This window comes from Myroides phaeus, assembly GCF_009799805.1.
Classification (GTDB): Bacteria; Bacteroidota; Bacteroidia; order Flavobacteriales; family Flavobacteriaceae; genus Flavobacterium; species Flavobacterium phaeum_A.
The window spans coordinates 2,333,294-2,351,919 of sequence record NZ_CP047050.1 but is presented as its reverse complement, the minus strand read 5'-3'; the positions used below and the strand labels follow the sequence as shown (position 1 = coordinate 2,351,919).

Here is an 18,626-nt window from a genome sequence, read left to right as displayed (position 1 = left end):
ACTTAGTGGAAAGAAAAATACTTGAATTAAAATGGTAGAAATTAGAGAAGCGAAGACAAACCAGCAAATGACAGAGTTTGTTAAATTTCCTTTTAAATTATACAAGAACAATGCGTATTGGGTTCCTCCAATGATTAAAGAGGAAATCAAGAGCTTTGACAGAAACAACGATATTTTCAAAACGGTTGACGTACGCTTTTACTTAGCGTATAAAAATAACGAACTTGTTGGTAGAGTTGCGTGTTGCGTCAATTGGACTGAGGTAAAGGATTTACACAAGCCTAAGGTACGCTTTGGATGGTTAGAGATGATTGACGACGTAGAGGTAACTAAAGCGCTTATAGACGCTGTAATTGCTTTTGGGAAAGAACACGGTATGGAGTATATCGAAGGTCCAATGGGGTTCTCTAATATGGATAAGGCGGGAATGCTAACAAAAGGGTTTGATTATATCGCTACAATGATTGGTATTTACAACTTTGAATACTACCCTACTCATTTGCAACAATTAGGGTTTAAACCTGAGGCAGAGTGGATTGAATACTTACTTGACTTAAAAGCTTACGACAAAGAGAAGATTGAAAAGATGTCTGCTATTGTCAAAAACAGATACAATGTCAAAGTTTTAGAGTTTAAGACAATTAAGGAGCTAATGCCTTATGTTGATGAGATGTTTGCTTTATTAAACAAAACGTATGCTGATTTACAGAGTTTTGTTCCTATTCAGCCTTTCCAAGTAGAACATTATAAAAAGAAATACTTGCAATTTATACATCCTGATTTCATTACTTGTATTATGGATGAAAACAATAAAATGGTGGCATTTGCCATTACAATGCCTTCTTTTTCACGTGCTTTCCAAAAAGCGAATGGTAAATTATTCCCATTCGGGTTCTGGCATTTGTTACAGGCTATGAAAAAGAACAACCACGCAGAGTATTACTTAATTGGTGTGGATCCAGAGTACAGAAATAAAGGGGTTACTGCTCCTATTTTTGAAGAAATCTACAAGTGTTTCACTAAACACAATATTACTATCATAGAAACAAATCCATTATTAGTTGAAAACAATAAGATTCAACAATTGTGGAAAAATCTAAATCCGATTATTCACAAAGAAAGAAAGACGTACCGTATGGACATCTAACTTTTCACTACAATATAGATAGGCAGATAACACTTTTATTAAGCGGTTATCTGCTTTTTTTATGTCCTTTTTTCTATTTCAAATTCATAATCAACTACTTATATCTCCCTTCAAATCCACTGCTTTATTTATTTTAACAAAAAAATAAGGTTTACAACAATCTCCTCTCTTTTTCATCTTTAAAAGCGACACCTTAGCTGCTGTATTCCCTTTATACTTGGGAACATAGCCCCTCTTTTGTTTATTAACAAATAATTTTACACATTTTAGAATTAATGCAATTATTCGCCTATTTTGTTAGCAAAAAACACACTCCATTTGCCTATTCTGTTATATTTCAGTAAATTTGTACTCATCAGATTTGAAATCTAACCAAGCTTATTTAGCTTTTTTAAAAAATGACACTGTTATAATTTGCATTATTCTTTGGTCATTCCATTTCATATAAAAGTCCTTATTACGCCGACTTTTATTCTATATTTACAATCAATGGTTTTTATTATTAACGCGAATAATGCGCTAAAAACATCTATTTTATGCTTACTATTTTAAAGAAAAATAAAGAAACTCCCATCACAAACGAAGAGATAGCTACATATACTGCCTTTTTATTTCAACACCTTGAACAATATGGTGATAAGCAAGAGGACATTACAAAGGCTATTGACTACGCTTTAGCGCGTAATAATAAGCCTGGTGGTTTTGTCTTAATTGCTAAGGATGAGCAACAAGACATCGTGGGAATTGCTGTTGTATTGGACACATTAATGGACGGATTTATTCCGGAACACATTCTTGTTTACTTAGCTGCAGATGCGAAGGTGAGAGGAAAAGGTATTGGTGGTCAATTGATTGACCGCATTAAAGAAGAAGCTCAAGGTTCTATTGCTTTGCACGTGGATAGAGATAACCCTGCACAAAACTTATACGAAAGAAAAGGTTTTGAGAAGAAGTATATTGAAATGAGATTAACAAAATAAGCATGGCTTTTATAACATTAAATAAAAATAAACTTAAACACAACTTTACAAAATTATCTGAACTATTTGACGAGAATCAAATAGAATGGGCAGTAGTTGGAAAACTATTGTGTGGTAACGACTTGTTTTTAAGAGAATTACTAAGTCTTAACCCGAAACAAATTTGCGACTCAAGGGTTTCTAACTTAAAGAGTATCAAGCGAATTGACCCTGATATCGAGACTATTTACATCAAACCTGCTCCTAATGGGAGTATTGACGAGATTGTAGAGTATGCTGATATCAGCTTTAACACCGAACTGGAAACTATCAAATTGCTTTCTACTGAGGCTGTTAAACAAGATAAAACCCACAGAATCGTGATTATGGTTGAGTTGGGAGAATTGAGAGAAGGCGTTTTAAGAGACGACTTGATCGACTTCTATGAGCAAGTGTTCAACCTTCCGAATATTGAAATTATTGGTTTAGGAACGAATCTTACTTGTATGTATGGGGTACTTCCTAATAGTGATAAGCTAATTCAATTGTCGCTTTACAAAGAACTGCTTGAATTAAAGTTCAACAAAAAGATTCCGTATATATCTGGTGGCGCATCGGTTACCATTCCCCTTGTGTTAAACAACACAATGCCTAAGGCTATTAATCACTTTAGAATTGGGGAAACGCTGTTTATGGGTACAAATGCTTATGATAGCTCGGCTTATGAGAGTTGTGAGCAAAACGTGTTTAAACTTCACGCAGAAATTATCGAATTACACGAAAAGCCAATGATGCCTGACGGTGAAATTGGTTTGAATATGACGGGAGAAAAAGTAACGTTTAATCCTGAATGGGAAGATAGTACGAATTACAGAGCTATTATTGACCTTGGATTATTGGATATTGATATTGAACACATTACTCCTATTCAAAGTGAATTAGATATGGTGGGGTCGAGTTCTGATATGATGGTCATCGACTTAGGAAACAACCCAGACAACTTAAAAGTAGGTGATACAATTGCCTTTCATATGAATTATATGGGGATATTGAGAATTATGAATTCTGATTATGTAGATAAAAAAGTTATCTAAATAACAGCAAACTAAACCTTGAGAAAGAGGAATACGAAGCCATAAACGCTTGGTATTCCTCTTTTTTATGGTAACACACCAACACATCATTAAGAAAAACCTATACCAAAGGAATGTTAAAAGATATTTACACAACAATACTCTTAATTAAATTTGTTTTCTATAACAAGAACAATCATACGGTATGATTACAACAAACATCCCCTTAGGTGTAGTTGCACCTTCAGAGTTGATAGTTGTTGTTGCAATCGCTCTATTACTTTTTGGAGGAAAAAAGATTCCAGAATTAATGCGAGGACTTGGAACAGGAATTAGAGAATTTAAAGAAGCGACAAGAGAAGTGAATACAGCAACGCCTGTAAAGACTCAACCTACAGTAGTAAAACAAGAGAGTGTGGATAACAATATTCCCCAATCTTAATGCGAGAAAGAGCTATCTCTACCACAATTGAGATAGCTCTTTTGCTTTTATAGTCAATCCTCTTTTTGATTTACCCATAAAAAAAGAGAACATCCGCATAATAGATGTTCTCCTTGAAACTTTTATTGCATAGTAATGATATGCTGACACTGCAACATACGCAAGTATATAAGCATTCTTTATTGTTTACAATAGTTAGACTGCAATGTAAATATTCACACCCTTCGCGTTTTCACCATATACTTCATAATCATAAGTGTATAAGCGATTTAACGCTGCATCCTTTGACCAGATGTTATTCCACGCCTCTCCTACTGCTTGCGGCATCTCCCCAACTGCTTCATAGACAATAAAGTTACCTCCTTCAAAGGTTCTGCCCACTAAACCAGTCGGTATGCGTTCTAACGAATTTACAGCAACCCCGATAATAGCTGTGTAACTCCCCGTATAATCACTTTCATAATCTGTATAAATACAATAAACACAGCTGTTTACCTTATTAGCAATTTTTTGGGGGATATTCTCCTGTATAAAACGTTGCCACAATTCCCCTAAATCACGCATTGCTTGTCCTCCCTGATTCGTTGTCTCTACTGCAAGGCCAATGATATGCATTCCCTTTTTTTCCATCTATTGATTCTTTAAAAAACAAAAATACCCCAAACATCGCTGTTATGGGGTATTTGTATTGCTATTAAAATTAGCAATTATTGTAAGAATTCTCTCTCTAAATCCAATGGTGCAATATAAACTCCGTCTTTGTAAACGCGCATATTACCTCCTGAAATTTCATCAATTAAAATGATGTCGTTTGTCGCAGCATCTCTACCAAACTCTAACTTAATATCATAAAGCTCAAGTCCTTTTTTACCTAACTCCTCTTTTACAATTGCGCAAATCGTTTTAGTTAAGTCTTTTAAAATGCTGTACTCTTCTTTGGTAAGGATTCCTAACATTGCTAAAGCGTCGTCAGAAATAGTTGGATCTGCTCTCTCGTCATCCTTAATAGTAACCTCAACAAAGCTATCTAAAGCTTGTCCTTCTGTACAATAAGCGCCATATCTTCTAAAGAAACTACCTACAGCTCTGTATCTGCAGATTACCTCAAGTCCTTTTCCAAACGGAATAGCCTCTTTTACTACCATTGAAACGTCTTCAATATCAGCAGAAACATAGTGCGTAGGAATTCCCTTTTCTACTAATACCTCAAAAAAGTGCTTTGTCATTTTTAAACCACTCTTTCCAGCTCCGTCAATTGTAAGTCCAACTGTGTTTGCTCCTGGATCGAATACGCCATTCTCTCCTGTTACATCATCTTTAAACTTTAAAAGAACCTGATTGTCTGAAAGACTATATACATCCTTAGTCTTTCCTTGATACTTTAGTGTCATATTTTGTGTGTGTTGTTATTAAGCATCAAAAATAACACAATTGTAGTAACTGCCTAAACTTAATGACGAAATCTTACAATAAAAAAATCCTTAAAAGCTTTCGCCTCTAAGGATTTGATATATTTTGTGTCTAAAAGCCTACATCACTTCAAAATCACATCTTCTAAATTCTGCACTTCCTCTGCTTGCTCCTTCTCTTGGAGCTACATTAGAACTAACTCTTTCTACCCATTTCTCCAATCGTGAAGCTGGGATTCCTTGACTGATTATATAGTCAATTACTCTATCTGCTCTACGTTCAGACATCCACTCATTATACTTAACATTAGATTTTGTTCCTAAATATACGTGTACTCTAACTTTCGCATCAGGACTATTCTTCATAAAGCTAACAATTTGATCAATTGTGTATTTATTAGCATCAGTCAAATAAGAGCTGTTGAAATCATAGTAAAAGTAAGGTAATGACGTACTTACACCTGCTCCGTTTGAAGCTTTAGTATTTACTTTTAGTACTTTCTCTTGAGTATAAGGTACATTGGCAATTGTAGTAGTGGCAATTTCACTCTTTGGCAACTTTAATCCAGTTCCCTTAGAATAACTAATTGAATATTGTACGTGTTCTTCTGTATTAAGTTCATTTAATCCAAAATTAGCAGTTAACCCCTCTTTTACCTCACTAATCAACACTTCTGCTGTATTATAGTTTTTGGCTGAAGTAACTATTTTGTGTACATTTTCCAATTCATCTGCATCAAACGAGTAGATTCCCTTTGCATTTGAATACAATGATAATAACTTGTTTTCCTCATCGTCTATAAATGTAATCTCACTTCCTTTAATTGGCTCATTTGTCTTTAGGTTAAACACTCTACCTTCAACTTTTTGTGCTGACATAGAAGCGAAACTCATTAATGCTACACCAAAAGTAATTAATTGCAGTTTTTTCATAATATTAAACAAGTATAGTTTAGATTTTGTTTTTCAACACAAACATAATCAATTATTTAATATAAAACACTCTCAAAAACACTCCTATTCTTCTCTTTTTAACAACTCCTGACTAAGCAAAACTTGCTTGCGTATGATACCCCAACGATAGCCTCCCAAAACACCTGATTGTTGTATAACTCGATGACACGGAATAAGATACGCAATTGGATTAGCACCGATAGCTGTACCCACGGCTCTACTGGCTTTGTCGTTACCAATCTGTGAAGCAATAGCCCCATAGGTAGATAATTGTCCTTCCGGAATCTGTAATAAAGCTTGCCATATCTGCATTTGAAAGGGAGTACCTTTTAGGTGTAATTTTATCTGTTCTATATCTCTTTCTCCGTGTAAAAATGCCATCACTTGCTGATGTGCTTCTGTAGCTTCTTGTACAAAAGTCGCTTTAGGGTATTGTTGTTTAAAAATAGCCAACTCTTCACTTCCTTCATCCATAAAGACAACTTTACAAATGCCCTTATCTGTTGAAACAACCAATACATCGCCCAATATACTGTTGCCCACAGAATACTTAAAGGTTAGGTACTTACCTCCATCTCTATATTCTGCTGGAGTCATCCCTTCTATGGAAACAAACAAATCGTGCAAGCGACTACTACTGCTTAAGCCAACCTCATCGGTTAGATCAAATAATGTAGGGGCCTGCTGTTGCTGTATTAAATACTTCGCATAATTAATGTTTACAAATTGCAGAAACTTCTTCGGACTTGCCCCTACCCATTGGGTAAACAAGCGTTGTAAATGGGCCTCACTTAAACAAACTTCTTTAGCTACATCTCCTAAAGAGGGTTGTTCTTGATGATGAACTACTAAATAGGTAATTGCTTGGGCTATGCGGCGATAATTATCTTGACTTTCGACTACTTCACTCATTGTTAATGGCTTTGCTACAAAGTAAAACAATAATCAACTCATAAAAAATCCATTTCTTGCTATTTATACCCTTTTCTTCTAACTAAAAGAGAATCAAAAAGTTACAATTGCATTTAATTCATCAATACGTTGTTAATACTGCATTAAAACAATTTTAACACGAAAAAACTAAGGAAAAAGTAAATAACTAATTAAACGTTTGTTTAATTTTGTCACAGAATTCAAACTTATAACTACAGTAATGGTACTTAATGAGAAGCAAAAAGAGATATTATTAGTTGCTGAAAACCTATTTTCTATGAATGGAATTGACGGAACAAGCATCAGAGATATTTCTAAGGCTGCAGGAATTAACGTGGCAATGATAAGCTACTACTTTGGTTCTAAAAACCAACTGATTAGTGCTCTATTCGAAATTCGATTAACGCGTATTAGAGAGAAACTAACCAACTTAACACAAAACCACGACCTAAATCCTCTTGAAAAGTTGGTCTTCTTTGTAGAAGATATGCTGACTATTTTAATGAAGAATGCTGATTTCCATATTATTATGATTCGTCAGTTTTCTAAGAAAAACGTAGATGAAGAAATCAGTGATAACATCTTTTTACTGCAACGCGAAATAATGAAGGTTATCAGAGGATTTATTCAAGACGGACACCAACAAGGGTATTTTAAGGCACAGCCAGACCCTGAGGCTTTGGTTATCATAACAATTGGTAGTATCAGTTACTTAATACACCACGAAAAGATGTATTCAAGTTATTGGAATACAGAAAATCACGAAGAATATAGTTTGTATATCAAACAACATATATATCCTTATTTAATAAACTCACTTAAAGCAATCTTACAATACAATGAGCAAAAGTAATTATATCCTTCTTGCCTCTTTGTTTGCCTTTAGCGTGTTTGCTCAAGAACCTCATAAGAAACCACTAACGCTTGATGAGGCAATTGGGTTGAGTATGCAAAATGGTAAAGAAATCAAAAAGGCTAATGCTAAAACAAACGCCTCTAAATTACAGGTAAACAGTGCTAAAAACCTGAGATACCCTACTATTGAGGTTTCCGGACAATATATGCATTTGTTTGAAGGAACAGACGTTAAACTGAAAATGCCTTTACCTGGGCAAGGAGCTGCAAACGGGGCTTCTCCTGTTAAACCAGAACATTTATTAATGGGACAAGCAAATGCTATCATTCCTATTTTTAGTGGGTTTAAGATTAGAAACCTTGTGAAACAAAGCCAACAAGCGTATGAAATGGCTACGATTGCAGAAAGTGCAACAGCCGAAAATACAGTGTGGCAAACAATTAACTTGTACTTTGCTCTTTATAAAACACAGCAGTCAATCGACTTGTTGCAGGAGAACTTGAAAAGAGCACACCAACGTGTTACTGATTTTCAAAACTTCCTTGATAATGGGCTGATTGCTCGTAATGACTTTTTAAGAGCGCAATTACAAGAATCTAATGTGGAACTGTCGTTACAGGAAACATTGACTTCGTTTAAAAACCTAAATATGCGTTTAAATACCATTTTAGGATTACCTATGGAAGAGGCATTCGCTATTCAACCGATTAAATCTCTTGATGTATTGCCTACTGGTGAAAGTGATATTGAAAGCAGAAAAGACTTGCAAGGGGCACAGAAAAATACTGAGTTAGCCCAATCGTCTATTCGCGTTGCGCGTTCTGACTACTACCCTTCTATCGCAGTACACGGTGGTTATGCTGCTATGCAGTTAGACAAGGTAATTGATATTACGAATGCTAACAATATCGGTATTGGTCTTAAATACGACTTGTCGTCCATCTTCAAAAATAGAACGGAAGTTAAAATTGCTAAGGCTAAAAAGATAGAAGCTGACTATCAGTTGCAAATCGTTGAAGACTATGCAAACTACGAGATTAAGGAAGCATTCAATGCGTACGAATTAGCGTTGAAGAAAAACAACGTATTGGCACAGGCATTGGAACAAGCAAATGAGAATTACCGTATTACAAAAGATAAATACGACAATGGTTTGGCAGATACAGACCAACTTCTTGAAGCTGATGTGCAACAACTACAAGCGCAAATCAACGAAATGATTGGTAAAGCAGACGAGACAATGTCTTTATACCAATACGCTTACAAAACAGGTAAATTATTAGACAATATTGAATTACAATAACAATGGAAACAAACGATAAAGTACAAAAGAAACCACTTAACAAAAAGTTCATCGTAGCCCTTAGCGCCTTGGTTATTTTAGGTGGTGGTTATGGTATATATAAATATGTACACTCTCTTTCTCACGAGGTAACGGATGATGCACAAGTAGAATCGAGAATTACACCTGTTGTTTCTAAGATACCAGGTTATATTAAGGAGATATTGGTTCACGATAACCAGGTTGTGAAAAAAGGTGATACGCTTATTCTTTTAGATGACGCGGAATACGTTATTAAAGTACAACAAGCTAAAGCTGCTTATGACGCTTCTGTGAGTCAATTACAAGTAGCTGAGGCTGGTAAAAATACGACAGAATCTACTGTGGCTTCTTCTCAAGCGGGTGCAAGTACTGCCTTAGCCAATGTTTCTACAGCGAAAGCGTATATCGAAACAGCTAAAGTACAATTGTGGAGAGCAACTAATGATTACAACCGTTACGAGAAGTTGTTTGCTAATCAGTCAATCACTAAGCAACAGTTTGAACAGGCAGTTGCTGCTAAGGAAACGGCTGAGAAACAGTTACAAGTTTTACAAGAACAATATAAAGCAAGCGAAAAACAAGCATCTGCTGTGGCTCAACAAGTAAACATCAGCAAATCTCAATCGGTGGCTTCTGTTTCTCAAATTGACGCCGCTAAAGCAATGGTTGAGCAAGCGAAGGCAAACTTAGACAATGCGGAACTTTACTTGTCTTATACGGTAATTACAGCAAAAGAAGACGGACAAATTTCTAAAGTAAATTTACAAAACGGACAGTTGATTCAACCCGGACAAGGATTGTTCAACACAGTTCAAAAGGATAATATCTGGATTGTAGCAAACTTTAAAGAAACGCAAATGCAATATATGCGTGAAGGACAACCTGTTGAAATTAGAGTTGACGCGTTTCCTAAACATAAGTTTGAAGGGGAAATAAACTCTATCTCTCCAGCTACTGGGGCTAAGTTTGCTTTATTACCTCCTGATAATGCTTCTGGTAACTTCGTGAAAACAGTACAACGTGTACCTGTTAAAATCTTATTTACTAATGCTAATGACGAGTTGCGCGACCACATCCGTGCTGGATTAAATGTGGAAGTGGATGTAAACATTAAAAGTGCTCGCTAAAAATAAATAGTATGACTGAAGAAAGCTTAGTTGAACACGGCTACAGACGAGTCATCATTACTATTACGGCGATCCTGTGTGCTTTACTTGAAATTGTTGATACTACGATTGTAAACGTAGCAATGAACGATATGAAGGGAAGTTTGGGGGTATCGCTAACGGACATTGCTTGGGTGGTTACTGCCTATGCTATTGCCAATGTAATAGTAGTACCAATGACGAGCTGGCTGTCTCAACAATTCGGAAGACGTAATTACTTTGCGGCATCGATTATCATTTTTACGGTTGCCTCGTTTTTATGTGGTTATTCTACCACTTTATGGGAAATCATCTTATTCCGTTTTATACAAGGTCTTGGTGGGGGTGCGTTATTAGTAACTTCACAAACGATTATTACGGAGAGTTACCCAATTGAAAAACGTGGAGTGGCTCAGGCAATTTACGGAATGGGTGTTATTGTTGGTCCAACGTTAGGTCCTCCTTTAGGTGGATACATCATTGACAATTACTCTTGGCCGTTTATATTCTATATCAATATTCCGATTGGAATACTGGCTACAATACTAACCGTATTATATGTGCGTAGTCCGCGTTATGCAGAGAAAAGTAAGTTAAGTGAAATCGACTTCTTAGGAATCATCTTTTTAGCCGTTGCTGTTGGTTCGTTGCAATATGTGTTAGAACACGGACAGCAAGACGATTGGTTTGAAAACAGTACGATTCTTACCTTGAGTATCACTTCTTTCTTTGGTTTCTTCTTCTTTGTATGGAGAGAGCTAACGTGTGATAAGCCAATTGTAAACCTACGTGTATTAAAAGACTCAAACCTTGCTATTGGTACGGTATTGTCGTTTGTACTTGGTTTTGGACTATATGGTTCTACGTTTATCATTCCAATCTACACACAGTCTATCTTAGGGTGGACAGCTACAGATGCAGGGATGTTATTAGTACCGAGTTCACTGATGACTGCTTTAATGATGCCGTTAATTGCAAGAATGTTACAAAGAGGTGTACCTCCAAAATACTTAGTAGCCACAGGGTTCCTTGTATTTTTCGTGTACAGCTTCTGGGCACATAATATATTGACACCTGATACGGGGAAAGAACACTTCTTCTGGCCGTTAGTTGTTAGAGGGGTTGGTTTAGGACTATTATTCGTTCCAATTACTACCCTATCGCTTTCTAATTTGAGAAACAAACAAATTGGAGAAGGTGCTGCTTTTACGGGGATGATGCGTCAATTAGGAGGTTCATTCGGAATTGCCTTAATTACAACATTTATTTCAAGATGGACAGTAAATCACAGACTTGCCTTGGTGAGTCATTTAGATACAGCTTCTGTTGAGGTACAAAATCGCGTGTACGCTCTACAACAAAGCTTTATAGCAAAAGGATATCCTGTAGATGAGGCACTACAAAAAGCATATACCCTATTGGATTTAGGTGTTAGCAAACAGGCAACAGTACTAACCTATATGGATGTATTTATGTTTTTAGGTGTTTTATTCTTAATCTGTATTCCCTTTATTCTAATCCTAATTAAAAAAGGTGCAGGGAAAATAATCGCAGGTGCAGGACACTAATTAAATTTATTTTCGTTTTTTTCAAAAAGGTGTAGTCTCGCAAGGGACTACACCTTTTTTATTTGTCATAATTACTGCGTCGTTCACAAAAAACATACAAAAATTATAAATCCCTCTACTCCTTTTCTATCTTTGTGATAAAATATGTCTTTATGGAAAAGAATGCGAATATCCCAGTTTACAACATCTGTAATTTAATTGATACCAATAACAACTTTCAAGATTGTGTTGTCTATCGCTTAGAAGATTACATTTCGAATAGACCTACTATCGTATCCTCTCCTCATAGACACGCATTTTACCAAATCCTTTTTGTAAGCAAAGGAAAAGGAATCCACTCTATTGACTTTGAAAAATTCTCTATTGAAGAGAAGTGTTTGTTCTTCCTAAATGCCTCTCAAGTGCATAAATGGGAGTTTGAACCGGGTACTGAAGGGTTTCTTATCAACTTTAACGACAACTTCTTACGTACGTTTTTAGTGAATCCAAGCTACTTAAATCAGTTTTCTTTTTTCAGTGGTAACGCACAGTATTCTAAGTTTTCTTGCCATAAGTGTCACGAAACTTTACACCAACGATTTGAGAAGATTCTTTATGCCTCTATGGATGATAGCCCTTTAAAAAAGGACTATATGAAGGTGTTGATGCTTGAATTGTTCTTAGAAACACAGTTATTTTTGGTTACAAAAGTGTTTGATAATGAAGAACATCACGAAACAAATAATGCACAGTTTGTTATTAGAAACTTCGAAGAGCTGTTAGAACAAAACTTTAAGACAATGCGCCTTCCTGGTGAATATGCAAACTTGCTTAATATTACTCCTAACCACTTGAATACCCTGTGTAAAAAAGTACACGGGTTAACCTCTGGAGAAGTTATACGAAATAGAGTGATTTTAGAATGTAAGCGTTTACTTGTAAATGCAGACGTTTCGGTTTTAGAAATCGCCTATGAATTAGAGTTCAAAAACACAGCTTATTTGTCTCGCTTCTTTAAAAAGTACACAGGCCTTACACCAGAGGAGTTCAGAAAGCAAGCCAAATAATCTAAATAAAATTCCGCTTTTCTTACATCAATTGCGTTGAAAAGTGTAAACATCCCCACGATTAGTGTAATATTTTTCAGTAGATGTCCTACTAACTTTGCTGAAAAATAACACTACATGGATTTTCCTTTATTTCATTTAGACTGGTTGAATGATCGTTTCCTCATTGCGATGATAGCGATTATTCACGTATTCATTAACCACGGTTTAGCCGTAGGTTTTATTCCGTATATTACATTATTAGAACAACAAGGTGTTGTTAAAAGTGGCCGTAATGAAGTCACAGATTTAGCTTGGGACGCTACGGTTCACCGTATGATGATGGTGGGGTTTGTAGTTACCACTACTCTTGGTGCTATGACCGGAGTTGGTATTTGGTTCTCGGCTGCCTTGATTAGTCCAAACTCAATTGGTAGTTTAATCCGAGTATTTTATTGGGGCTGGTTTACAGAGTGGATTGTCTTCGTTTCAGAAGTTGTATTCATTATGATTTACTTCCTTACTTGGAAAAACTCAAACAAATCGCTTAAAGCAAAACAAAGACACATCCGTTTCGGTTGGTTCTTATCAGGATTCTCTTGGTTGACAATGGCAATCATTGTGGCAATCCTTGGATTTATGATGGACCCAGGTAACTGGTTAACACATCATTCGTTCTTCAACGCTTTAACAAACCCTATTTACTTACCTCAGCTTTTATTTAGAACACCTACTGCTATGGTTATTGGTGGTGCTTTTGGACTATTGCTTATTATGCTATTTACTAAAAAAGATAGCTTAGTGCGCAGACCTGCTCTAAAAACTACTGCTATCTGGATCTTAGTTTGGTTGCCTTTCTCAATCTTAGCGTCTATTTATTACTACAACGTAATTCCTGAAGCAATGACTGCTAATATGAGTACTGCTGTTGGTACAATGGACTTTGCGAAGTATTACAACTTATTAAAATACATCATACTTATTGCTACGAGTTCACTTGCTTTCTTAGCGGTGTTTATCTTGTGGAAACCAAAACGCGTAAACTTTGTTATGGTGTTAATTCCGTTCATCCTTTCATTAGGTTTCTTAGGAATCTTCGAACGTGTGAGAGAGTTTATCCGTAAACCTTACGTAATTGGAGACTATATGTACTCTAACTTAATTAGAGAAGAAGACTACCCGCTATTGCAAAAAGAAGGTATTTTAAAACACGCTACTTATACTGGTATTACTGAGATCACAGACGAAAACAGATTAGAAGCTGGTAAAGATGTATTTATAATTGCGTGTTCAAGATGTCACACAAGTCAAGGGATAAACTCAATCGTTTACGTATTCGAGAAAATGTATGGTTTTGACAAACCGTTAGACATCAATTCGATGAAAGCTTATATTCCGAATATGCACAACGGTAGAACGTATATGCCTCCTTACCCTGGAAATGCAGAAGAATTAGACGCTTTAGCACATTACATTTTTTACTTACAACTAAGTGGTACTTCTGTACAAGGGGCACAAAGCGCTGGGGTTAAACTAAACCCAGGACACTCAGTTGAACATTTTATTGAATTAAAAACACAAGAATAATATGAATACTCCATTACCAAAAGATATTCCTTTAGACTTACCACTACCAGAATGGCTACTTGTCGTTTTATTAGTAGTTTCTTTCTTAGCTCACATTGTATTTGTCAATTTGATGGTAGGTGGTTCTATAACTACGTTATGGGCCGAAATAAAAGGACTTAAAAACAAAGAATACGATACGTTAGCAAAAGAGATTGCCGCTACAATTACGGTAAATAAAAGTATGGCTGTTGTACTTGGGGTTGCTCCTCTTTTAAGTATTAACGCTTTATATACTATCTACTTTTATACCGCTAACTCCCTAACAGGAATTATGTGGATACTAATTATTCCGTTAGTAGTGATTGCTTTCTTATTGACTTATTTACATAAATATGCGTGGGAGGCTATGAAAAACATGAAGTATTTACACATTGCTATTATGGCATTGGCGGTACTTATCTTCCTTTTCATTCCACTAATATTCTTAGTAAACATCAATTTAATGCTGTTCCCTGAGAAATGGACTACTATTCACGGATTCCTTTCTGCTTTAACTCTGCCAAACGTATTCCCAAGATACTTCCACTTCTTGTGTGCCTCGCTTGCCTTAACTGGTTTATTCATTGCGTGGTATATGGGACGTAAGAACTATCCTTTTGAAGAATACTTCCAAGTATTTACAAGAGCAAAAGTAAAACGTATTGGTTACCAAATTGCAATCGGTGCTTCTGGAGCTCAGTTCTTATTCGGACCTATTGTATTAGCTACATTACCTTCAAAAGGGGTTAATTGGGGATTAATGGCTGTTATCCTTCCTGGAGTTGCTATTGCTGCTTACTCTGTTTACTGGATGTGGCAAACACTGAAAGGAAAAGATGAGGATTTAGACAAACATTTCTACAAAATTGTTATTTCAATGGGAATTGTAGTCTTGTTTATGGGTAGTGGACGTCACGTTTACCGTGCAAATGCATTAAACCCACACCGTGAGTTAATGGCTCAGAAAACAGAACAATTCTTAGAAGCTTCAAGAAAAGCGAGAGAAGAAGCTGCTAATCAAGAAGCTGAAGAAGCGCAAGCTATTGCAGAAGCAGAACAATCAGGAGATACTACAGCTAAAGGTAAAGCTGTTTTCAACTCATACTGTGCTGCTTGTCATAAAGTAGACTCACAATTAGTAGGTCCTCCTGTAACTGAAATGAGAAGTATTTATGAAGGAGATAAAAAAGACTTAATCAAATGGATTAAATCACCAGGTAAAAAACGTCCTGATGCTCCTCAAATGCCACCATTCCCACAGATTAACGACCAGGATATGGAGGATTTAACAGAATTTATTTTAAACATTTAATATAAAACTTATTGTTATGATCATAGCCCTATGTGTTATCGTTATTATCGCAATACTATTGGTTTGTGTCTCAATGATCTCCAGAGTACTGCGCGTTTACCTATTGGTCTTTAAAGATAAAGAGCTATGGGATAAAGAAATTGAAGAAGATACTAAATACCAATTTATAAAAGGATTATACTAAAAGCTTTTTCCTAATTTATACATATACACTTTTTCATTTTACTCTAAAAAAGGGAATTACAACTGAATGTAATTCCCTTTTTTCTTTTGATGAGGTAAGTGGTTTTAGTTTACCAATTTAAAGTATAATGTGTACTTCTCCCTCCTGCCCCTGCTTTTATAAGTATGTTTTTTTCTACTAAATCAGTAATATCCCTCAAAGCAGAATCTTGTGATGTCTTTGCTATTTTTGCCCACTTACTCGTTGTTAAATTACCTTCAAAGCCTTCTATCAACTTATTCAACATCAAACGTTGTCTATCATTACCTACTTTAATAGCATTTCTCATCCAAAATTGATGTTTCCTTATTACTTTATCAATAATTACATTTGAGTCAATTATCGCCTCTTTTAATCGTTCTAAAAACCAAACTATCCAATCTGTAATATCCAAGTCGCCTCTCTGGGTACGTTCTAATATTGTATAGTAAGACTTTTTCTTATCCTTTATTTGCATAGACATACTATAAAATCGTTGATTAACACCATCTGATTTAGACAACTGCATATCTGCTATTGCTCTAGCTATACGACCATTTCCATCGTCAAATGGATGTATTGTCAAAAACCATAAATGAGCGATGCTTGCTTTTATAATCGAATCTATCTCAGAAAAATTGTTAAACCAATCTATAAACTCACTCATTTCCATCGATAAACGCGAAGGTTTTGGTGCTTCATAATGGACTATTTCTCTTCCCATACCACCTGAAACAACTTGCATATCTCCCTCTCGCCAGTCACCAACTTTAATTTTATGCATACCACTTCTTCCTGTTGGAAACAAAGCTGAATGCCAGCCAAACAACCGTTCTTCTGTCAATTTTTTACTCTCATTCTGAGTGGCATCAAGCATCATATCAACTATACCATCAATATGTCTATCAGAATGTTCTATACCTGAATTTTCAAGCCCTAGACGAGTTGCAATAGAAGAACGTACTTGCTCAGGATTTAGCACCTCTCCTTCAATTTCAGACGACTGAACAACATCTTGAATCAAGGTTTCTAAATTAGCTTCATCTTGCAATTCAAAACCTAATAATTCTATCTTACCCATTAATTTGCCCTGCAAGTTTCGAACTTCACTCAATAAAGTAATTAAATCTTCTTCATCCCATTGGAAATCAGGCCATTTTTTCAGATTATGTATATAACTTGACATACTTTTTTTCTTTTATGCGGTAAATATACACCTTATTCACCGCAAAATGTGCGGTGAATAGAAGCTTTTTTCACCGCAAAAAGACAAAGAAAGGCTATCATTAGAGTTACTAATAATTAAAAAAGCCCTAAACAGATTACTGTTTAGGGCTTTTTTATTGTAAATGAAGGTAGCTTATTCCTTTTAAAATAATCTACCAAGTATATCCTTCAAAGGAACAGTAAGATCAAAATACTTAAATGCTAAGCCTTTATGCTCTTTTAAGGGTAATATCATTTTAGAAAGTGCTTTTCTATCTTTAGTAATAAAAGCATCAATATTTCTATTTTGAATTTGAGCAAACAACTTTAAATCATTAATTATAACCTTTCTTTCCTCAACCTCTCTCAATGTTTCATCACCTTTCAAAAGTGCAAAATAATTTCCAGAAATTTTAGCATCTCCATAATCAAACTCTAATATGCGAAAACTATTTAACTCCAATAAATTATCGGGATTATCAGCTACACCATACTCACTAATTACAATTGTAGACAAATACATCTCAATCTTATTTTCCAAAAAGTACTGATAATATTCAACTACGCAATCATGGTATTCATCATCAGATTTCAACAATCTGGTTACAAAAGAATTATCTACTAAAATACTCTTTATCTCTCTCATATTCCCTCCACTTTAATAGTTTCTATCCACGCATCAACATCTTTGATTTTACTCAAATTAACAGAGGCTTTCGCAATAGCTTTATCTAATAAAGTACGGTCAAAAACAGGACGGTAATCAATAAATTCAATTAGAGATAAATCGCTTAATTTACCATTTTCCACTAAATTTTTTTTCCCTCTAACTTTAACACCATAGGGTTTATAGGTTTTTTTCTTTCCATCCAATATCTGGTTTTTCGTCGCTGAAATTGCTAAATTTCCATATTGGGTAGTTGATATATGAATATTAGGATTCTTTCCCCCCTCTTGATAGATCTCTCCATATAAATAAAACTCACTTTCTACGTATTGAATCTTACTCATTTCATAAGATGTTTCTGAATTTATTACCAATAAAGGAACAGTAGTTAATGAGCTATTAAACTCAATGCTATATCCATCTGTACTTGCTCTTTTCTGAAATCTTGAAATAACCTCTTGTCTTTTATAATCTAAAAAACTTAAATCTCCTCGTTTATTAATCTCTGTTACAAGTCCATTAAATAATAAAACAGCAGAAATAGGAAGGAAAAACTTATGTCTTGCAGACCCTGCTTCAATATCATAAGCTATATGAGGGCGTAGTTTTTTTTCTTCTCTGGTAGGATACAAAAAAGCCTCGATGTCAGATATAATACTTGCTATTTCACGTATATCAACATCTTGAGGTGTTAGAGTTTTATTATAATTTTCAACTCTTAATTCTATGTAACCTTGTTCTTCCATTTTGCAAATTTATGAAACTATTTCTTGTAACAAAATTCTTTTCTCATCAC

Annotated in this window: 19 protein-coding genes; 12 read left to right on the top strand and 7 right to left on the bottom strand. The window is 35.2% G+C overall.

The genetic code is table 11. The annotated features are described in order from the left end of the window. Window positions 1–31: 31 nt before the first annotated feature. The 4 genes from GQS07_RS10505 (at window position 32) to GQS07_RS10490 (ending at window position 3,621) form a co-directional block, all read left to right on the top strand. Window positions 32–1,147, top strand: a complete 1,116-nt coding sequence (locus tag GQS07_RS10505) for a GNAT family N-acetyltransferase (RefSeq protein ID WP_158210760.1) — start codon at window positions 32–34, stop codon at window positions 1,145–1,147. Between the two features lie 536 nt (window positions 1,148–1,683). After that, window positions 1,684–2,127, top strand: coding sequence for a GNAT family N-acetyltransferase (locus GQS07_RS10500; protein ID WP_158210759.1), 444 nt, complete (start codon window positions 1,684–1,686; stop codon window positions 2,125–2,127). Window positions 2,128–2,129: 2 nt separating this feature from the next. Then, window positions 2,130–3,200, top strand: a complete 1,071-nt coding sequence (locus GQS07_RS10495) for an alanine racemase (protein WP_158210758.1) — start codon at window positions 2,130–2,132, stop codon at window positions 3,198–3,200. Window positions 3,201–3,384: 184 nt separating this feature from the next. Continuing rightward, window positions 3,385–3,621: a twin-arginine translocase TatA/TatE family subunit gene (locus GQS07_RS10490; protein WP_158210757.1), complete on the top strand. Its 237-nt coding sequence runs from the start codon at window positions 3,385–3,387 to the stop codon at window positions 3,619–3,621. A gap of 195 nt (window positions 3,622–3,816) precedes the next feature. Here the strand turns inward: GQS07_RS10490 and GQS07_RS10485 are convergent, their stop codons facing one another. The 4 genes from GQS07_RS10485 to GQS07_RS10470 form a co-directional block, all read right to left on the bottom strand. Further along, on the bottom strand, window positions 3,817–4,251 hold the full coding sequence (locus tag GQS07_RS10485) for a GyrI-like domain-containing protein (protein ID WP_233269268.1): 435 nt from the start codon (window positions 4,249–4,251) through the stop codon (window positions 3,817–3,819). Between the two features lie 77 nt (window positions 4,252–4,328). Beyond that, a complete protein-coding gene (locus GQS07_RS10480) occupies window positions 4,329–5,012 on the bottom strand; it encodes a phosphoribosylaminoimidazolesuccinocarboxamide synthase (RefSeq protein ID WP_090406517.1) in 684 nt (227 codons plus the stop codon). Between the two features lie 138 nt (window positions 5,013–5,150). Further along, on the bottom strand, window positions 5,151–5,963 hold the full coding sequence (locus GQS07_RS10475; RefSeq protein ID WP_158210756.1) for an OmpA family protein: 813 nt from the start codon (window positions 5,961–5,963) through the stop codon (window positions 5,151–5,153). An 84-nt stretch (window positions 5,964–6,047) separates the two neighbouring features. Next, complete coding sequence (locus tag GQS07_RS10470; RefSeq protein ID WP_158210755.1) at window positions 6,048–6,896, bottom strand: methylated-DNA--[protein]-cysteine S-methyltransferase; 849 nt, start codon at window positions 6,894–6,896, stop codon at window positions 6,048–6,050. 241 nt (window positions 6,897–7,137) lie between these two features. Between GQS07_RS10470 and GQS07_RS10465 the strand changes: the two genes are divergently transcribed. The 8 genes from GQS07_RS10465 (at window position 7,138) to GQS07_RS13700 (ending at window position 15,939) form a co-directional block, all read left to right on the top strand. Beyond that, a complete protein-coding gene (locus GQS07_RS10465; protein WP_090406505.1) occupies window positions 7,138–7,770 on the top strand; it encodes a TetR/AcrR family transcriptional regulator in 633 nt (210 codons plus the stop codon). Continuing rightward, window positions 7,757–9,076 (top strand): TolC family protein, encoded by a 1,320-nt coding sequence (locus GQS07_RS10460; protein WP_158210754.1) that lies wholly within the window; start codon window positions 7,757–7,759, stop codon window positions 9,074–9,076. Before GQS07_RS10465 ends, GQS07_RS10460 begins: the two co-directional genes overlap by 14 nt. 2 nt (window positions 9,077–9,078) lie before the next feature. Beyond that, window positions 9,079–10,224: an HlyD family secretion protein gene (locus GQS07_RS10455; RefSeq protein WP_158210753.1), complete on the top strand. Its 1,146-nt coding sequence runs from the start codon at window positions 9,079–9,081 to the stop codon at window positions 10,222–10,224. 11 nt (window positions 10,225–10,235) lie between these two features. After that, entirely contained in the window at window positions 10,236–11,810 is a 1,575-nt protein-coding gene (locus tag GQS07_RS10450; RefSeq protein ID WP_158210752.1) for a DHA2 family efflux MFS transporter permease subunit, read from the top strand. Between the two features lie 152 nt (window positions 11,811–11,962). Continuing rightward, window positions 11,963–12,856, top strand: a complete 894-nt coding sequence (locus GQS07_RS10445; protein WP_158210751.1) for a helix-turn-helix domain-containing protein — start codon at window positions 11,963–11,965, stop codon at window positions 12,854–12,856. 117 nt (window positions 12,857–12,973) lie between these two features. Beyond that, window positions 12,974–14,422, top strand: coding sequence for a c-type cytochrome (locus GQS07_RS10440; protein WP_158210750.1), 1,449 nt, complete (start codon window positions 12,974–12,976; stop codon window positions 14,420–14,422). Between the two features lies 1 nt (window position 14,423). Next, complete coding sequence (locus GQS07_RS10435) at window positions 14,424–15,755, top strand: c-type cytochrome (protein WP_158210749.1); 1,332 nt, start codon at window positions 14,424–14,426, stop codon at window positions 15,753–15,755. Window positions 15,756–15,771: 16 nt separating this feature from the next. Continuing rightward, a complete protein-coding gene (locus tag GQS07_RS13700) occupies window positions 15,772–15,939 on the top strand; it encodes a hypothetical protein (RefSeq protein WP_176770719.1) in 168 nt (55 codons plus the stop codon). A 109-nt stretch (window positions 15,940–16,048) separates the two neighbouring features. On the opposite strand, the gene GQS07_RS10430 is transcribed toward GQS07_RS13700, so the two are convergent. The 3 genes from GQS07_RS10430 to GQS07_RS10420 form a co-directional block, all read right to left on the bottom strand. Continuing rightward, window positions 16,049–17,143, bottom strand: coding sequence for a Fic family protein (locus tag GQS07_RS10430; protein WP_158210748.1), 1,095 nt, complete (start codon window positions 17,141–17,143; stop codon window positions 16,049–16,051). 183 nt (window positions 17,144–17,326) lie between these two features. Further along, window positions 17,327–17,809: a PIN domain-containing protein gene (locus tag GQS07_RS10425; RefSeq protein WP_158210747.1), complete on the bottom strand. Its 483-nt coding sequence runs from the start codon at window positions 17,807–17,809 to the stop codon at window positions 17,327–17,329. Beyond that, the gene (locus GQS07_RS10420; RefSeq protein ID WP_158210746.1) at window positions 17,806–18,576 is read right to left on the bottom strand and encodes a hypothetical protein; all 771 of its coding nucleotides are present in this window, start codon (window positions 18,574–18,576) and stop codon (window positions 17,806–17,808) included. The genes GQS07_RS10425 and GQS07_RS10420 overlap by 4 nt, the downstream gene beginning before the upstream one ends. Window positions 18,577–18,626 lie beyond the last annotated feature (50 nt).

Excerpts from the sequence above, each read along its gene's own strand:
- GQS07_RS10430 (WP_158210748.1), bottom strand. The coding sequence starts at position 17,143 with ATGTCAAGTTATATACATAATCTGAAAAAATGGCCTGATTTCCAATGG.
- GQS07_RS10435 (WP_158210749.1), top strand. The coding sequence starts at position 14,424 with ATGAATACTCCATTACCAAAAGATATTCCTTTAGACTTACCACTACCA.
- GQS07_RS10475 (WP_158210756.1), bottom strand. The coding sequence starts at position 5,963 with ATGAAAAAACTGCAATTAATTACTTTTGGTGTAGCATTAATGAGTTTC.
- GQS07_RS10500 (WP_158210759.1), top strand. The coding sequence starts at position 1,684 with ATGCTTACTATTTTAAAGAAAAATAAAGAAACTCCCATCACAAACGAA.
- GQS07_RS10505 (WP_158210760.1), top strand. The coding sequence starts at position 32 with ATGGTAGAAATTAGAGAAGCGAAGACAAACCAGCAAATGACAGAGTTT.
- GQS07_RS10425 (WP_158210747.1), bottom strand. The coding sequence starts at position 17,809 with ATGAGAGAGATAAAGAGTATTTTAGTAGATAATTCTTTTGTAACCAGA.
- GQS07_RS10465 (WP_090406505.1), top strand. The coding sequence starts at position 7,138 with ATGGTACTTAATGAGAAGCAAAAAGAGATATTATTAGTTGCTGAAAAC.
- GQS07_RS10495 (WP_158210758.1), top strand. The coding sequence starts at position 2,130 with ATGGCTTTTATAACATTAAATAAAAATAAACTTAAACACAACTTTACA.
- GQS07_RS10490 (WP_158210757.1), top strand. The coding sequence starts at position 3,385 with ATGATTACAACAAACATCCCCTTAGGTGTAGTTGCACCTTCAGAGTTG.
- GQS07_RS10450 (WP_158210752.1), top strand. The coding sequence starts at position 10,236 with ATGACTGAAGAAAGCTTAGTTGAACACGGCTACAGACGAGTCATCATT.
- GQS07_RS10480 (WP_090406517.1), bottom strand. The coding sequence starts at position 5,012 with ATGACACTAAAGTATCAAGGAAAGACTAAGGATGTATATAGTCTTTCA.
- GQS07_RS10455 (WP_158210753.1), top strand. The coding sequence starts at position 9,079 with ATGGAAACAAACGATAAAGTACAAAAGAAACCACTTAACAAAAAGTTC.
- GQS07_RS10440 (WP_158210750.1), top strand. The coding sequence starts at position 12,974 with ATGGATTTTCCTTTATTTCATTTAGACTGGTTGAATGATCGTTTCCTC.
- GQS07_RS10470 (WP_158210755.1), bottom strand. The coding sequence starts at position 6,896 with ATGAGTGAAGTAGTCGAAAGTCAAGATAATTATCGCCGCATAGCCCAA.
- GQS07_RS10420 (WP_158210746.1), bottom strand. The coding sequence starts at position 18,576 with ATGGAAGAACAAGGTTACATAGAATTAAGAGTTGAAAATTATAATAAA.
- GQS07_RS10460 (WP_158210754.1), top strand. The coding sequence starts at position 7,757 with ATGAGCAAAAGTAATTATATCCTTCTTGCCTCTTTGTTTGCCTTTAGC.
- GQS07_RS10485 (WP_233269268.1), bottom strand. The coding sequence starts at position 4,251 with ATGGAAAAAAAGGGAATGCATATCATTGGCCTTGCAGTAGAGACAACG.
- GQS07_RS10445 (WP_158210751.1), top strand. The coding sequence starts at position 11,963 with ATGGAAAAGAATGCGAATATCCCAGTTTACAACATCTGTAATTTAATT.
- GQS07_RS13700 (WP_176770719.1), top strand. The coding sequence starts at position 15,772 with ATGATCATAGCCCTATGTGTTATCGTTATTATCGCAATACTATTGGTT.